Genomic DNA, 15410 nt, shown 5'->3' on the forward strand with positions numbered 1-15410 from the left:
AATCTCATGAAGACTAGCTGGCGTGCAACTGATGTATGTTGCCGCCGCCGCCCAGCGAAGGCGTCCTGAGACCCCAGCTGGAAGTCGCCAGCCACTCGGTCAGTTCGTCGGCCGGAACGGGGCGGGACATGAAGTAGCCCTGGCCCATGTCGCAGCCGATCTCGGACAATGCGGACAGCGTGCGCTGGTCCTCGACGCCCTCGGCGACGACCGACATGCCCAGATTGTGGCCGAGCTCGATCAGCGAGGAGACGATGACCCAGTCGTCGGGCGACTGCGACATGCCGAGGACAAAGGACTTGTCGACCTTGATCTCGCTCACCGGCAGGCGGCGGATATAGGACAGGCAGGTGTAGCCAGTGCCGAAATCGTCGATGGAGATGCCGACGCCCAGCTTGTCCAGCGCCTCCAGGGTGCGGGTCGCGCGGTCGACATCCAGGATGATGGCGCCTTCGGTGATCTCGACCATGACCCGGGAGGGATCGGCGGACCAGGACCGGATCATGTTCTCGACGTGATCGGGCAGGCGGGGATTCTGCAGCGTCTTCGGCGAGACATTGACCGAGATGGCCAGATCGATGCCCTCGGCGCGCCAGGCCGCCTGCTGGGCGAGGGAATGGTTGAAGACGTGGAATGTCAGGCGGTCGATCAGACCGGCATCCTCGGCCAGCGGAATGAAGGCGTCGGGGAAGACCATGCCTCGGGTCGGATGACGCCAGCGCACCAGCGCCTCGACGCCGTCGACGCGGTTTGTGGCCAGGTCGATCTTGGGCTGGAAGGTGACGAAGAGCTGGCGGTCGCCGTCGTTGAGGGCGCGGCGCAGGTCCTCGACCAGCGGACGGCTGCCGGTCTCGTCGCCCGGACCGCCGGCCATGTGAACGGCGAAACGGTGATTGCTGCGTCGGCCGTCTCGCATCGCGTTCTCGGCGCGGACCATCAGATGGGAGGCGCGGGTGGCGTGATGCGGGTAGAAGGCGATGCCGATCCGGACGCCGATGGAGAAGCTGTGATCGCCGATCTCGAAGGCGGCCTCGAGCGCCTTGATCAGCTTCTGGGCGGCCTGCTCGGCGCCTTCCTCGGTGGCGCCGGTCGGCAGGATCGCGGCGAACTCGTCGTCGCCGATGCGGGCCAGCGTGTCGGAGCGGCGCAGCGCCTTGGCCAGGCGGCGGGACAGCTGCTGCAGCAGGATGTCGCCGATCTCGTGGCCCATCTCGCCATTGACGCGGCTGAAGCCGTTGATGTCCAGGGTCAGCAGGGCGACCGGATCGCGGGTGCGGTCGGAGATCGAGATCGCCTGCTCCAGACGGTCGAAGAACAGCGAGCGGTTGGGCAGGCCGGTCAGGTGATCGTGCAGCGCATTGTGGGCGCGCTGGTTCTCGGCCATGGAGAGCGCGCGCTCGGTGCGGGCGGCGCGGGTCGCGTTCCAGATGGCGCGGACGACCTTGTCGATGCGCAGGTCGTCGGAATTGATGCAGTCGGCGATGTCATACTTCAGCAGGCCGACCATGTCGGTCGAGGAAAGCTTGTCGGCGACGACGATGATCGGCACGACCCGCTTCAGTTCGCCAAGGGCGGCCTTCAGCTGGATCGCCGGCTCGGGATCGTGGGCGACGTCGAACAGGATGCAGTCGTAGTCGGACACGTCGAGCGCCATGATCGCTTCATTGGCGCTGGCTACGCGTTCGGCGACGACGGTCGCGCCCGAAACGCTGAGCCTGGGTGCGATGTTGTCCAGAACACTCGGCCCCGACGCGACAGTCAGGACCTGAAAGCGGCCTTTGTGCATGCCCGTTCTCAACTTCTTCCGCCTTTCGCCAACGGCCTTCTGCGTCGCGAGGCTGAAAGGAAAGGAATGCTTCCTTCCCGGGAATGCGAGTCGGGCCGACCGGTCCGTCTCACCCCCTCAGAACTACTCGCATGACGTAAAGAAGGTCTTAATGGGCGGGGTCGAAAGGCCGTCGCGGGTCAGAACGTGCTGCCGATCTTCATGTAGGCGTAGCGGTCTGCAGATACCACATCGACCCTGGCGATGCCGTCCTGCCGGCCGATGGTCAGGGGCACCGTGACGCCTGCCTTGCCCTGCTTCCACACGGTCTGGAAGAACTCGGCCATGGTGCGGACCGGCGTTTCGCCGACCTGCAGGATGACGTCGCCACGCTGCAGGCCGTATTCCGCTGCCGGCCCGTCCGGGGCGACGAACGTGACCACGACATAGCCCCTATGCTCCGATGTGAAGACGCCGAGCCATGGCCGGTCGGAGGCGGTGGAGCGGCCTTCCGTCAGCAGATCCGCGAGCACGGGCTTCAGCGCGTCCACGGGGATGAACATGTTGCCGGGCAGCCGGCTCGGCCGTCGCTGTGCGTCCTCGACGAAAAGGGAGCCGACGCCCAGAAGCCGTCCGTCCGCGCCGATCAGCGCTGCGCCCTGCCAGTCGGGATGCGGCGGCGAGACGAAGATCGCGTCCTCCAGCAGGTATTCCCAGTAGCCGGTGAAGCGCCGCACATCGACGATCGATCCGGGCTGGACCGACGAGGGGCCGGCCTCGGTCAGCAACAGCACGGTGTCGCCGTCAGTGACGCCAGCGGAGATGCCGAGCGGGACCGCCGGCCTGCCGAGGGGGCGCTCGGCGCGGACCAGACCGAACCCGGTGTCGTAGTCATAGGCGACGATCTCGGCCGGGACGGGCGCGCCCTCGGCGTCGGTGACCGTGACGGACATCGCCTCAAGGATCAGGTAGCCGACAGTGAGCACCAGTCCCGAATCGTCGATCACGATGCCGCTGCCGTCGCGGTTGGTGCCCAGGAAACTCGCGGTCCGCGCGTCGCCGGGCACCTCGGCCTCGACGCGGACGATGCCGCGCATCGCCTGTTCGTAGATGCCGGACGCGGGTTCCTGGCCTGTCTGCGCTTCTGCCGGTCCGGCGAAAAACAGAACGAGGGCAGCAAGCGGCGCGGCTGCCGAACGGAGAAAACGATACCTTCTTGTCATGGCAAAGCCTCCAGGTTCAGGATCGTAGCGCGTCCCGCTCGGCACCGCCAAGATGGCGCGCGATCACGCTTCGGCGATGGGGAGTACCGATGACGTTGCCGCCGCCGGTCCGGGCCGGCCAGCCTGTCGATGAGGTGGATACGCCGGCGCTTCTGGTCGATCTCGACGCGCTGGAGCGGAACATCGCCCTGATGCAGCGAGCGGCAGACAGGGCAGGCGTCGCGCTGCGGCCCCACGCCAAATCCCACAAATCCGCCGACATCGCTCTGAAACAGATCGAGGCGGGGGCCGTCGGCGTCTGCTGCCAGAAGGTCTCGGAGGCCGAACTGCTGGCCGCGGGCGGGGTCGGCGATATCCTGGTTTCCAATCAGGTCGTCGGCCCGAAGAAGATCGGCCGGCTCGCCTCGCTGGCCCGGCATGTCCGGCTGGGCGTCTGTGTCGACGATGCGGGGAACGCGGCCGAGATCGCGGCTGCGGCCCGGCATTTCGGCGGCGAGATCGCGATGCTGGTCGAGGTGGATGTCGGGATGGGGCGCTGCGGCGTCGATCCGGAGGGCGCGGCCGCGCTATGCCGCCACGTGTCCGCGCTGGAAGGAGTCCGCTTCGCTGGCCTGCAGGCCTATCACGGCCGCGCCCAGCATATCCGCGATCACGGCGAGCGCGGCGCGGCCATCGCCGGGGCCGGGGTCATCGTCCGGCGGGTGCTCGCCGATCTGGCGGCGGCCGGTGTCGATTGTCCTGCTGTGACCGGCGCTGGAACCGGCAGCTTCGAGTTCGAGGCCGCAAGCGGCATCTGGACCGAACTGCAATGCGGGTCCTACGTCTTCATGGATGCCGACTATGCGGCCAATCTGGACGAAGGCGGCGAGGCGGTCTCGGTCTTCGACCACAGCCTCTACTTGCTCGCGGGGGTCGTCAGCGCTGCCCGCAGCGGCCGCGCGGTCGTCGACGCAGGGCTGAAATCGTTGGCCGTGGACTCCGGGCTGCCGGCGGTCGCCGATCCGCCGGGCGTCCGGTATCTCGGCGCCTCGGACGAGCACGGCACGCTGGACACCGGTTCCGGCAACAGCCCGCCGCTGGGCGGCAAGGTGCGGCTGATTCCCGGGCACTGCGATCCGACGGTCAATCTCCATGACTGGTATGTCGCCGTCCGTGGCGATGTGGTTGAGGCGCTCTGGCCCGTGACGGCCCGCGGCGCCGTGTTCTGAAGGTGATCCGCGTCCCTGCATCGCCACGGCAGTGGAAATGGATATGATTGGCGAACGCAGTGGCGCGGCGATCTGGGAGTAGAGGTCATGCAGGACAGGCCGACTGTCGAGGAGTTGCTGGACGCGGTCGAAGGCTTCCTGCGCGACGTCGCGGTGCCGAAGCTGGAGGGGCAGCCGGCCTTTCACGCCCGTGTCGCGGCCAATGCCGTGGCCATCGTCCGGCGGGAGCTGGCGCAGGACGAAGCTCTGGCTGATGCCGAGACCGCGCGGCTCAGGGACCTGCTCGACGTCGATGGCGGCCGGGCGGGGCTGAACGCGAAGCTGGCCGAGGCCCTGCGCGGCGGCATGGCGGACGGCGAGGGCGCGGTGCTTGCCCATCTGCAGCAGACGGCGCGGGAGAAACTTGCCGTGGCCAATCCGAAATACCGCGAAGAGGCCTGAGCGCCGCACCCGTGTTCAAGCGTCTCTTCATCCCCGTCCTGGCCGGCCTCGCGATCCTGTTCTTCGCTTTCCTGATGCTCGGCGATTCCGGTCCGGCGCCGGTGCAGCGGGCCTGGCTCGCGGTCTTCGGCAAGGCGCCCGAGTTCCGGCCGAACAAGGGTTTCGGACCGTTCCGGGAAGAGAGCCAGCGGATCGAGGACAGCTTCGCCTGCCGCCGGTTCGTGGAACTGGCCGGCGACGAATTCAGCGATCTCCGCCGTCACTGCACCATCGGTGAATACGAGACGGCCCGGATTTCGATTTATCAACCGGTTGACCAGGAAAACATCACGCGCAAGGTGAAGTTCACCTGGCTCGACAACGAACGCCGAAACGCCCGCGGGCAGGCGGCGCCGCGGCATGCGGACCGCGCCGACGCGCGGCAGGCCCTGACCCGCTTCGCCGAACTCTACGTCCCGAACCACGCCACCGAACTGATGCAGCTGTTCACCGAAGGCCGGACGGGCCTCGTCTCCGAGGGGCCGTTCATCGCCATCGTGACCGTGATCAAGCGGCAGGGCTACGTCCACAACGACATCGAACTCCGGGACGGCAACTTCCAGGCGCTCGCCGGGAGCGAGGAGAAGCAGGCCCGCCCGGGCTTCGACAGGTGCCGCTACATACTTGCCAACATTCCGGCGCTGAAAGGCGTCCAGATCGACGGCGAGCCGGTGCCGGAGCGCAGCCAGCTCTACGTGACCTATTTCCTGAACTCGAACCGCGGCGAGAAGTTCCTCTGCGAGATTCACAGCTCGGGCTACTACCGGATCCGCGTCAGCCGTGCACAGGGCGAGCCGTTCCAGGTGCTGGCGCACGGCGATCTGGGCGGCAATTGACCTGAAAGCGCCCGGGGCATAGGGTCCGCCGCGCCCGCGCGGGCGGCGCCAACCAGTTCGAGAAACCGACATGTCCGACATCCGCGATATCGCGATGGAATCCAACGCCTGGCCCTTCAAGGAAGCGAGGGATCTTCTCAAGCGCGTGGAGAAATCGGGCAACCCGAAAGGCGAGGTGCTGTTCGAGACCGGCTACGGGCCGTCCGGCCTGCCGCATATCGGCACTTTCGGCGAAGTGGCGCGGACGACCATGGTGCGCATTGCGTTCCAGGCCCTTGCGCCGGACGTGAAGACTCGCCTGATCGCCTTCTCCGACGACATGGACGGTCTGCGGAAGGTGCCCGGCAACATCCCGAACCGGGAGCTGATCGAACCGCATCTGGGCAAACCGCTGACCGTGGTGCCGGACCCGTTCGGCACGCATCCGAGTTTCGGCCAGCACAACAATGCGAGGCTGCAGGCCTTCCTCGACCAGTTCGGCTTCGAGTACGAGTTCCGCTCGGCCACCGACTGCTACAAGGCCGGCGAGTTCGACGAGGTGCTCAAGCTGTTCCTCGTCCACTACGACGCCGTGCTGAACGTGATCCTGCCGACGCTGGGTCCGGAGCGACGCGCTACCTACAGCCCGTTCCTGCCGGTCTGCCCGGAAACCGGCCGGGTGCTGATGGTGCCGGTGATCGAGCGGGATGCAGACGCGGGGACCATCGTCTACCAGCGCGAGGACGGGAAGAAGATCGAGACGCCGGTGACCGGCGGCGCGGTGAAGATGCAGTGGAAGGCCGACTGGGCCATGCGCTGGCGCGCGCTGGGCGTCGACTACGAGATGTCGGGTAAGGACCTGATCGACTCGGTCAAGCTGTCCAGCCAGATCTGCCGCATTCTCGGCGGCACGCCGCCGAACGGCTTCACCTACGAGCTGTTTCTGGACCAGAACGGCGAGAAGATCTCCAAGACCAAGGGCAACGGCCTGTCGATCGAGGAGTGGCTGACCTATGCCAGCCCGGAGAGCCTGTCGCTGTTCATGTTCCAGCAGCCGAAGCGCGCCAAGCGCCTGCACTTCGACGTCATTCCGAAGGCGGTGGACGAGTATCTGAGCTTTTCGGAAAAGTACCGCGACGAGGATCCGGCGAAGCAGCTCCAGAACCCTGTCTGGCACATCCATTCCGGTCATCCGCCTGTCGTCGACAGCCCGGTCAGCTTCGGCATGCTTCTGAACCTGGCCAGCGTCTGCAACACCGAGGACAAGGCGGTACTGTGGGGCTTCATCACCCGCTACGCGCCGGATGCGACGCCGGAAAGCAACCCGGTGCTCGACAATCTGGTCGGCTACGCGCTGGCCTATTACCGGGACTTCGTGAAGCCCTCGAAGGCGTACCGTGACCCGACGGCGCAAGAGCGGGCGGCCATGGCCGATCTGGCGGCGCAACTCGGCAGCGTCGAGGCCGGCGCGAGCGGCGAGGAGATCCAGAACCTAGTCTACGAGGTCGGCAAGGCGCACGGCTTCGAGAACCTGCGCGACTGGTTCAAGGCGCTCTACGAGGTCCTGTTCGGCCAATCCCAGGGGCCGCGCTTCGGCAGCTTCGTCGCGCTCTACGGCGTCTCGGAATCGATTGCGCTGATCGAAGAAGGGTTGGCGCGGGAAGCGGCCTGAGGTTGACCGGCGGCGCCGTGGCTACCGCCCGATATTGCCGCCTAGGAAGTTCTGGAACAGCTGCTCGAGGAAGCCGAGCTTCGCGCCCTGGGTCGGGGTCTCGCGGCTGGAGTAGCTGATATCCTGGGCGTCGGCGAGATCGTACTGCTTGACCTCGGCGACGCGGCCGGCCTCGTCGAAGGAGATCGCGACGATCTTCTGTTCCACGACGCTCTCGTCCAGCTCTGTATACTTCTCCGTCTTCTTGGAGATGTAGTACCAGGTGTCCGCATGGGCCTTGAAGGCCGCGACGCTGGAGGGGCTGCCGAGGATCTGGGCGACCTGCTGCTGCGTGGTGACGCCGGACTGGATCTTGTCCACGTCCTCAAGTTCCAGATGATAGCCGCGGGTGGTCCGGGTCTGCGTGCAGCCCTGCACGACCACCAGGGCGGACAGCAGCAGCACGGCAACAATGCCTGAACGGCGCATGGGCATGGACGTTACGCTTCCCTAAGACCATTGACGGCGCGCGCGGGCGCGCCTAGCTGAAAGTCTCCGATTGCCCCCTTGGCAGCGGCTTGTCAACCGAGAGGAATGATCGTGGCTCTGTTCGGCCTTTTCGGCGCCGACCCCCTGAAGGAAGCGGCCTATGCGATGTATCGCACCGCCGGATCGCAGGCGCGGGAGCCGCTGTTCTTCGAGAAGATGGCCGTCCAGGACGATTTCGACGGTCGCTTCGACATGCTGGTGCTGCATGTCCATCTCCTGATCCGGCGCCTTCGGGCGCTGCCGGAGAAGGCGAAGGCAGCGCAGCAGCACCTGTTCGACGTCTTCATTCAGGATCTGGATCAGGGGCTCAGGCTGTCGGGCGTCGGCGATATCGGCATCGGCCACCGGGTCAAGAAGATGACTCACGCCTATTACGGCCGCGCGGTCGCTTATGACGAGGCGCTGGATGCTGGAGACGCCGAGGTGCTGCGGCAGGCGCTGCACCGGAATCTCTACCGCGGCCGCGATGTGCCCGAGGCCGTTCAGGCGGCGGTGACGGACTATGTCATGGCGCTGGAGCGCAGCCTGAAGGAACTGCCGGATGCGGCGCTGCTGGACGGACGGATCGAGTTCGGCGCTCCCGAACCGGAGGGAACCTCGTGAGCGCGGGTGGGAGCGATGCCGTGTCCCGCTGGCTGGATGTCAGCGCGATACGGGCGGACGGCATGAACTTCCATGTCGAGATGGACGAGGCGGCGCGTCAGGCGCTGTGCGAGCAGCTGGATCTCGTCTCGCTGGAACGGCTGGAGGCGGATGGGCGGATCTGGCCGGCCGATGATGGCGTATTCGTGGATTTCCAGCTGAAAGCGGCCCTGGAACAGGCCTGTGTGGTCACCCTCGAGCCGGTGGGCCAGATGGTTGACGAGCGGATCAGCTTGCATTACACGCCTGCAACTTCCGTGTCTGCCAGCCCGACCGTTATCGACATCGATGATGAGGATGACCCGCCCGAGCCCATGGTGGACGGACGGATCGATATCGGCGCGGCGATGGCCGAGCATCTGGCGCTTGGACTGGATCCCTGGCCCAGACGGCTCGATGCCGAGATGCCGGCGGAAGGCACGGACACGGCGGACGCCCGCGAGAACCCGTTTGCGGTTCTGGCGCGGCTGAAGGAACGGATGAACGGCGACGATCCGGCGGGCGGCAGTTCCGGCGGCTGACGGACGGTTTGAAGGAACGAGAGAGATGGCTGTACCCAAGAGTAAGGTGACCCGTTCGCGGCGCGGCATGCGGCGGTCCCACGATTCGCTGGCTGCTTCGGCGGTCAACGAGTGCCCGAACTGCGGCGAGATCAAGCGCCCGCACCATGTCTGCGCATCGTGCGGGCACTACAAGGACCGCGAAGTGACCGAGGGCAGCGACGCGATCTGACGATCGTCGCTGCCGGGAGCCTGCCATGGACACATCGACGGTGATTTCGCTGGACGCCATGGGCGGCGACCATGCACCACGCGTCGTGGTCGAAGCCCTTCGGCCAGTCCGTCTGCAGTATCCGGGTATCCGCTTCATCCTGTTCGGCGACCGCGACCGGATCGTCCGGCATCTCGACAGCGAGATGAAGGACTATGTCGAAGTGCGCCACACCGACGAGGTCGTGGCGTCCGACGAGAAGCCGAGCCAGGCGCTGCGCCGCGGCAAGAACACCAGCATGCGACTGGCCATCGACGCCGTGAAGGCCGGTGAGGCGCAGGGCGTCGTCTCAGGCGGCAACACCGGCGCGCTGATGGCGATGTCGCTGTTCTCGCTCCGGCCCGTCGCCGGCATCGACCGGCCCGCCATCGCCGGCTTCATGCCGACGATGCGCGGCGAGAGCGTCATGCTCGATCTCGGCGCCAATTCCGAATGTGATGACACCAATCTGGTGCAGTTCGCGCTGATGGGCGCGGACTTCTGCCGCGCCGTGCTGGGCCGTCAGACGCCGTCCGTCGGCCTGCTGAACATCGGCGAGGAAGACGTGAAGGGCAACGAGACCGTCCGCGCCGCGGCTGAAAAGCTGCGCAGCCTGCAGGGCGACGCCTTCCGCTATCACGGCTTCGTCGAGGGCAACGACATCACCCGCGGCACGGTCGATGTCATCGTCACCGACGGCTTCAGCGGCAATGTCGCGCTGAAGAGCCACGAGGGCGCGGCGCGCATGGTCGCCTACACGCTCCGGCAGGCCATGACCGCGACCTGGGCCGGCAAGATCGGCGCCTGGATCGCCCGCGGCGCCTTCAAGCGGCTGCGCGACCGGCTGGACCCCAACGGCTACAATGGCGGCGTCTTCCTTGGCCTGAACGGCGTGGTCGTGAAGAGCCACGGCAGCGCCAACACGACCGGTTTCGCCTCCGCCCTTCGGCTCGCCGCCGACATGGTGCAGGATGGGATGATCGACCGAATCACCAAGGACTTTCAGGACAAGGGCTTCGACGCCCGTCAGCTCAAGGGGGCGGAGAGCGCATGATCCGATCCGTGATCACCGGTTGCGCCGGGCATCTGCCCGATCGCGTGCTCACGAATGCGGATCTGGCGGCGATGGTCGACACCTCCGACGAATGGATCGTGGCCCGGACCGGAATCCGGCAGCGCCACATCGCCGCCGAAGGCGAGACGACCTCCGATCTGGCCGTTCAGGCCGCGACCAAGGCCATGGAAGCCGCCGGCGTCGGCGCAGACGACATCGATCTGATCGTCGTGGCGACTGCGACCCCGGACAACACCTTCCCCGCGACGGCCACCACGGTGCAGTCGCGCCTCGGGGTCCGCAAGGGCGCGGCCTTCGACATCCAGGCTGTGTGCTCGGGATTCATCTACGGTCTCGCGACGGTCGACAATTTCCTGAAGGCCGGCCAGTTCGACCGTGCGCTGCTGATCGGCGCCGAGACCTTCTCCCGCATCCTCGACTGGGAGGACCGGACGACCTGCGTGCTGTTCGGCGACGGCGCCGGCGCCGTGGTGGTCGAGGGTCAGGAAACGGCGGGTGGCAATGACGCGCCGGGCGTGCTGACCACCCACATCCATGCCGACGGCCGGCATCACGATCTGCTCTATGTCGATGGCGGCCCGTCGAAGACCCAGACCGTCGGCCACCTGCGCATGTCGGGCAAGGAAGTCTTCAAGCACGCCGTCACCAACCTGTCGGCCGTGATCAACGAGGCGCTGGACGCCACCGGCCTGCAGGCCGACGACATCGACTGGGTCGTGCCGCATCAGGCCAACAAGCGGATCCTGGACGGCACGGCGCGCAAGTTCGGTCTGGATCCCGACAAGGTCGTGGTCACCGTCGACCGTCATGGCAACACCTCCGCGGCCTCGGTGCCGCTGGCGCTGGCACATGCCATCGGCGATGGCCGGATCAAGAAGGGCGACCTGCTGCTGCTCGAGGCAATGGGCGGCGGATTCACTTGGGGTTCCTCGCTCGTCCGCTGGTGATCGAGCGGCAACGCTTCTTCCGGACCAGAAACGAAAGACGCTTCAACCCTTTGACTCTGCCGAGCGTTTCGCGCGTAATACCGGCCACCGTGTCCGACAGGGGGGACGCGAGGGAGGGGTGCGATGGAAGGCTCCACGGTCACGCGGGCGCAACTCGCGGAAGCGATCTATCAGCAAGTCGGGCTCTCGCGTAACGAGAGTGCGGAGCTTGTCGAATCGATCCTGAAGGAGATTTCCGACTGTCTGGCCGAGGGCGAGACAGTCAAGCTGTCGTCTTTCGGAAGCTTCCAGGTGCGCCAGAAGGGCGGACGGGTGGGACGCAATCCGAAGACCGGCGAGGAAGTCCCGATCGATCCGCGCAAGGTGCTGGTGTTCCGCGCCAGCCACGTCCTGAAGGACGCGATCAACGAAGGCCTGCTCGGCCGCCCGTCACGCGGCTGAGGCGAGCGGACCCGTCTTGGCGAAATCACCCGAAGCCTTCCGGACCATCAGCGAGGTCGCCGAGGAGCTGGGCGTGCAGCAGCACGTCCTGCGCTTCTGGGAGACCAAGTTCCCGCAGATCAAGCCGCTGAAGCGCGGCGGCGGCCGGCGCTACTACCGGCCCGAGGACGTCGACTTCCTCAAGCACATCCAGAAGTTGCTCTACGAGGACAAGTACACGATCAAGGGCGTGCAGCAGCTGTTCAAGGAACAGGGCGCGGCGAAGACGCAGCCGAAGCCGGCCGATGCGCTCTCCGCTGTTCAGCGCCGCGCCATCGACGAACTGCGCAAGGAACTGACCGGCATACGGACCGGTCTCCTGGCGCTTGCATCGGGCGATTGAAACGATTCAGTGAAGGCACTATGGTCCGCCGCGTCGGAGCGTAGCGCAGCCTGGTAGCGCACCATACTGGGGGTGTGGGGGTCGTGGGTTCAAATCCCGCCGCTCCGACCATTTTTCCAACATTCACAATGACTTGGCAGACATGTCTGTTTGAGCATGTGCGGCCTGTAGCGGGCGTGCGTCACTTCCCGTGCGCCGGTTGTGCGGCGTAAGCTCGCTGGCGGCCATTGCCATAGGCCGGCCCGGCGCCGGGCATCGGCGTCCCTGTCAGCCATCCCGGGGAGGGGAGCGAGACCCATGAAAGACGGACTGTTCGACCGCTACGAGACCTTCAATTTCCATCGGAAGGGCCGGATCCTGACCCTGGAAATTGACACCGGCTCGCCGCTGAACGGCGTGAACGAGCGGTTTCACCACGAGCTCGGCAGCATCTTCTATGACGCCAAGGACGACCCGGACAGCGACGTCATCATCCTGACCGGCAAGGAGCGGCAGTTCTGCGCCGGCGGCGACTTCGCGTGGTTCCAGGACATGATCGACCGTCAAGACCTCTGGCTGAAGGATGTGGTTCCGATGGCGAAGCGGATCATCTCCGGACTGCTCGAGATCGAGAAGCCGGTCATCTGCCGTCTGAACGGTCCCGCGGCCGGGCTGGGGGCTTCGATCGCATTGCTCTGCGACATCATCGTTGCCAGCGACAACGTCAAGATCGGCGATCCGCATGTAAAGGCCGGTCTGGTTGCCGGCGACGGCGGCGCGATCATCTGGCCGCAGCTGATCGGCTTCGCCAGAGCCAAGGAGATGCTGCTGACCGGCAAGATGCTCGGCGCGCAGGAAGCCTGCGACCTGGGCCTGATCAATCACGTCGTGCCGTTCGAGGAGCTGGACGCGAAGGTCGACGACCTGGCGACCGAACTGGTCGAGGGCGCGACGCAGGCCATCCGCTGGACCAAGACGGTGATGAACCTCGAACTGCTGCGCATCCATGCCGCGCTGACGGACGCTGCGCTGGGCTACGAGACCATCACCAATGCGAGCCACGACCATCAGGAAGCTGTCACGGCCTTCCGTGAGCGCCGCGCGCCGCGCTTCAAGGGGCGGTAGAAGCCCAGGTCCGACGGATTGATGTCTGTTGCTCGCGTCCCGGACATGTCCGCGCCGCAGGTGACAGGCGTCGCCGACCGTTCCAGACTGCCGCCGATTGAACGGGGAGGGACAATCGGTGAGCAATACTGGCGGCTACAGGGGGAAGGTCGGGCTGACCATCGGCGAGTCGGAGCCCTGGTGGCCCGAGGCGGTCAAGGCGCCGGACGGCGCGCCGAACATCCTGCTGGTGCTCTACGACGATGTGGGTTTCTCGGACTTCGGCTGCTACGGCTCGCCGATCCGGACGCCGACCATCGACCGGATCGCCGCCGAAGGGCTGACGTATACCGGCTTCCACACGACCGCCATGTGCTCGACCACGCGGGCGGCGCTGCTGACCGGGCGCAACCACCATTCGGTGGGCGTCGGCAGTCTGGCCAATTTCGACAGCGGCTTTCCCGGCTATCGCGGCAAGATCGCGAAGGAGGCCGGGACGATCGCCGAAATGCTGCGCGAAAGCGGGTACCGCAACTACATGCTGGGCAAGTGGCACGTGACGCCGCTGACCGAGACCGGCGCGACGGGGCCATTCGACGGCTGGCCGCTGGGGCGCGGCTTCGACCGCTTCTATGGCTTCATGGACGCCGAGACAGACCAGTACGCGCCGGAACTGGTCCGCGACAACAGCCATATCGATCCGCCCGGCACATTCGAGACCGGCTATCACCTGACTGCGGACCTTGTGGATCAGGCGATCGGCTTCCTGGCCGGGCATATCGCCGAGCGGCCCGACACGCCGTGGTTCACCATGCTGTCCTTCGGCGCCTGTCACGCGCCGCATCAGGCACCCTTCGATCTGGTCCGCAGCTATGACGCGTTGTTCGAGGGGGGCTGGGACAAGGAACGGGCGGAACGGCTGGCTCGCCAGATCGAGCGCGGGATCGTGCCCGAAGGCACAGAGCTGCCGCCGCGCAACGACATGGTGAGACCGTGGGAAGCGCATTCGGACGACGAGCGCCGCTTCTTCACCCGGTTGCAGTCCGCCTACGCGGCGATGCTGGACCATTCGGACCAGCATCTGGCGCGGCTGATCGGCTTCCTGGAGACGGCAGGCGTCCGTGACGACACCCTCGTCATCGTCATGTCCGACAACGGCGCGAGTCAGGAAGGCGGCCCGATGGGCTTCGTCAACGCCATGGGTCCCTACAATGGCCGCAAGGAAGTCTTCGCCGAGAAACTGGCCCGGATCGACGATATCGGCGGGCCGGATACCCACTCCAACTTTCCCTGGGGCTGGGCGATGGCGGCCAACACGCCCTGCAAGCGCTACAAGCAGAACACCCATGGCGGCGGAATCCGGGATCCGTTCGTGATCTCCTGGCCCAACGGCATCGCGGCGCGCGGGGAACTGCGTCACCAGTTCGCCCACGCCTGCGATCTGGCACCGACCCTGCTGGATGTACTCGGCATCGAGGCGCCGTCCAGTATCCGGGGCGTCGAACAGATGCCCGTCGAGGGCGTCAGCTTCGCCGCCAGCCTGACGGATGCGGACGCGCCGTCGAAGTCCGGCGGCCAGCATTTCGAGATGTTCGGACACCGCGGCATCTGGCTGGACGGCTGGAAGGCGGTGGCCTTTCACCCGCCGGGCACGCCCTTCGACGAGGATCAGTGGGAACTCTATCACCTCGATGAGGACTTCTCCGAATGCCGGGATCTTGCAGCGGAACAGCCGGAAAGGCTGAAGTCCCTGCTCGACGAATGGTGGTGCAAGGCGGAGCAGTATCACGTGCTGCCGCTGGACGACCGCTTCGCGCCGCGCTTCGCCGAGAACGCGGAGCGCCACGAGGGCAACCGCACGCGCTTCGTCTTCCACAAGGGGATGGGACATCTGCCGACCGAGGTCTGCCCCGACGTCCGTGGCCGCAGCTACGACATCACCGCCGAGATCGCGGTGGGCGAGGGACCGGCCGAGGGCATCATGCTGGCCCATGGCGACATGACCTCGGGCTACGCCCTCTATCTCCAGGACGGTCACGCAGTCCATGTCGCCAATATCGGCGGCGAGAAATGCGAGGTCCGCTCGGCAGGCCCGGTACCGGCCGGTGACGTCTCGATCACGCTGAAGGCCCGTTTCACCGATCCGGGGACGTCCTATGAGCTGCTGGTGAACGGCGAGGCCTCGGGATCGGGCGCCATGCCGCACAGCTTCGGGCCTTTCGTTTCGTGGTCGGGTCTGGATCTGGAGCATGACCGCTCGTCCCCCGTGGGCAACTACGCCGCGCCCTTCAGTTTCACCCAGATCCTGAAAAAGGTGACCGTCGACCTGCATCCACGCGGCAAGGCCCTGGACGGCGAGGCGATCGGCAATGCCGAGATGGCGCGGCAGTAGGAGGCCC

15 protein-coding genes, 1 tRNA gene and 1 pseudogene are annotated in these 15410 nt (G+C 66.3%); 14 read left to right on the forward strand and 3 right to left on the reverse strand.

The features are described 5' to 3' along the window. Positions 1 to 13: 13 nt before the first annotated feature. Together ACMVY4_RS14460 and ACMVY4_RS14465 are read right to left on the reverse strand one after the other, a co-directional pair. Entirely contained in the window at positions 14 to 1786 is a 1773-nt protein-coding gene (locus ACMVY4_RS14460; protein WP_416896723.1) for a putative bifunctional diguanylate cyclase/phosphodiesterase, read from the reverse strand. Positions 1787 to 1965: 179 nt separating this feature from the next. Then, on the reverse strand, positions 1966 to 2988 hold the full coding sequence (locus ACMVY4_RS14465) for a S1C family serine protease (RefSeq protein WP_416896724.1): 1023 nt from the start codon (positions 2986 to 2988) through the stop codon (positions 1966 to 1968). Positions 2989 to 3077: 89 nt separating this feature from the next. Here ACMVY4_RS14465 and ACMVY4_RS14470 point away from each other — a divergent pair, with 89 nt between their 5' ends. The 4 genes from ACMVY4_RS14470 to ACMVY4_RS14485 all read left to right on the forward strand — a co-directional run bounded on the left by ACMVY4_RS14470 (position 3078) and on the right by ACMVY4_RS14485 (position 7163). Further along, positions 3078 to 4196, forward strand: coding sequence for a DSD1 family PLP-dependent enzyme (locus tag ACMVY4_RS14470; protein ID WP_416896725.1), 1119 nt, complete (start codon positions 3078 to 3080; stop codon positions 4194 to 4196). An 87-nt stretch (positions 4197 to 4283) separates the two neighbouring features. Next, on the forward strand, positions 4284 to 4637 hold the full coding sequence (locus ACMVY4_RS14475; protein WP_416896726.1) for a DUF6285 domain-containing protein: 354 nt from the start codon (positions 4284 to 4286) through the stop codon (positions 4635 to 4637). Positions 4638 to 4648: 11 nt separating this feature from the next. Then, on the forward strand, positions 4649 to 5512 hold the full coding sequence (locus ACMVY4_RS14480; RefSeq protein WP_416896727.1) for a hypothetical protein: 864 nt from the start codon (positions 4649 to 4651) through the stop codon (positions 5510 to 5512). 70 nt (positions 5513 to 5582) lie between these two features. Continuing rightward, positions 5583 to 7163 carry a lysine--tRNA ligase gene (locus ACMVY4_RS14485; protein ID WP_416896728.1) on the forward strand — a complete coding sequence of 527 codons (1581 nt, stop codon included), beginning with the start codon at positions 5583 to 5585 and terminating at the stop codon, positions 7161 to 7163. A 21-nt stretch (positions 7164 to 7184) separates the two neighbouring features. On the opposite strand, the gene ACMVY4_RS14490 is transcribed toward ACMVY4_RS14485, so the two are convergent. Continuing rightward, positions 7185 to 7637 (reverse strand): outer membrane protein assembly factor BamE, encoded by a 453-nt coding sequence (locus ACMVY4_RS14490; protein ID WP_416896729.1) that lies wholly within the window; start codon positions 7635 to 7637, stop codon positions 7185 to 7187. A 105-nt stretch (positions 7638 to 7742) separates the two neighbouring features. Between ACMVY4_RS14490 and ACMVY4_RS14495 the strand changes: the two genes are divergently transcribed. The 10 genes and pseudogenes from ACMVY4_RS14495 to ACMVY4_RS14540 all read left to right on the forward strand — a co-directional run bounded on the left by ACMVY4_RS14495 (position 7743) and on the right by ACMVY4_RS14540 (position 15403). Next, positions 7743 to 8294, forward strand: a complete 552-nt coding sequence (locus tag ACMVY4_RS14495; protein WP_416896730.1) for a ubiquinol-cytochrome C chaperone family protein — start codon at positions 7743 to 7745, stop codon at positions 8292 to 8294. Positions 8295 to 8314: 20 nt separating this feature from the next. Then, a complete protein-coding gene (locus tag ACMVY4_RS14500) occupies positions 8315 to 8854 on the forward strand; it encodes a YceD family protein (protein ID WP_416896731.1) in 540 nt (179 codons plus the stop codon). A gap of 25 nt (positions 8855 to 8879) precedes the next feature. Continuing rightward, positions 8880 to 9065, forward strand: a complete 186-nt coding sequence (gene rpmF, locus ACMVY4_RS14505) for a 50S ribosomal protein L32 (protein ID WP_416896732.1) — start codon at positions 8880 to 8882, stop codon at positions 9063 to 9065. Positions 9066 to 9090: 25 nt separating this feature from the next. Next, entirely contained in the window at positions 9091 to 10137 is a 1047-nt protein-coding gene (gene plsX, locus ACMVY4_RS14510) for a phosphate acyltransferase PlsX (RefSeq protein WP_416896733.1), read from the forward strand. After that, the gene (locus ACMVY4_RS14515; RefSeq protein ID WP_416896734.1) at positions 10134 to 11105 is read left to right on the forward strand and encodes a beta-ketoacyl-ACP synthase III; all 972 of its coding nucleotides are present in this window, start codon (positions 10134 to 10136) and stop codon (positions 11103 to 11105) included. The genes plsX and ACMVY4_RS14515 overlap by 4 nt, the downstream gene beginning before the upstream one ends. 123 nt (positions 11106 to 11228) lie before the next feature. After that, a complete protein-coding gene (locus ACMVY4_RS14520; RefSeq protein WP_416896735.1) occupies positions 11229 to 11546 on the forward strand; it encodes an integration host factor subunit alpha in 318 nt (105 codons plus the stop codon). A gap of 16 nt (positions 11547 to 11562) precedes the next feature. Continuing rightward, positions 11563 to 11811 (forward strand): annotated as a pseudogene (locus tag ACMVY4_RS14525) (MerR family transcriptional regulator); the annotation flags it as partial. Positions 11812 to 11962: 151 nt separating this feature from the next. Further along, positions 11963 to 12039 (forward strand) — tRNA-Pro (locus tag ACMVY4_RS14530). A gap of 186 nt (positions 12040 to 12225) precedes the next feature. After that, the gene (locus ACMVY4_RS14535) at positions 12226 to 13032 is read left to right on the forward strand and encodes an enoyl-CoA hydratase/isomerase family protein (protein ID WP_416896736.1); all 807 of its coding nucleotides are present in this window, start codon (positions 12226 to 12228) and stop codon (positions 13030 to 13032) included. Positions 13033 to 13150: 118 nt separating this feature from the next. Beyond that, entirely contained in the window at positions 13151 to 15403 is a 2253-nt protein-coding gene (locus ACMVY4_RS14540) for an arylsulfatase (protein ID WP_416896737.1), read from the forward strand. Positions 15404 to 15410 lie beyond the last annotated feature (7 nt).

Origin of the sequence: Minwuia sp. (assembly GCF_048007105.1) — a bacterium.
GTDB lineage: Bacteria > Pseudomonadota > Alphaproteobacteria > Minwuiales > Minwuiaceae > Minwuia.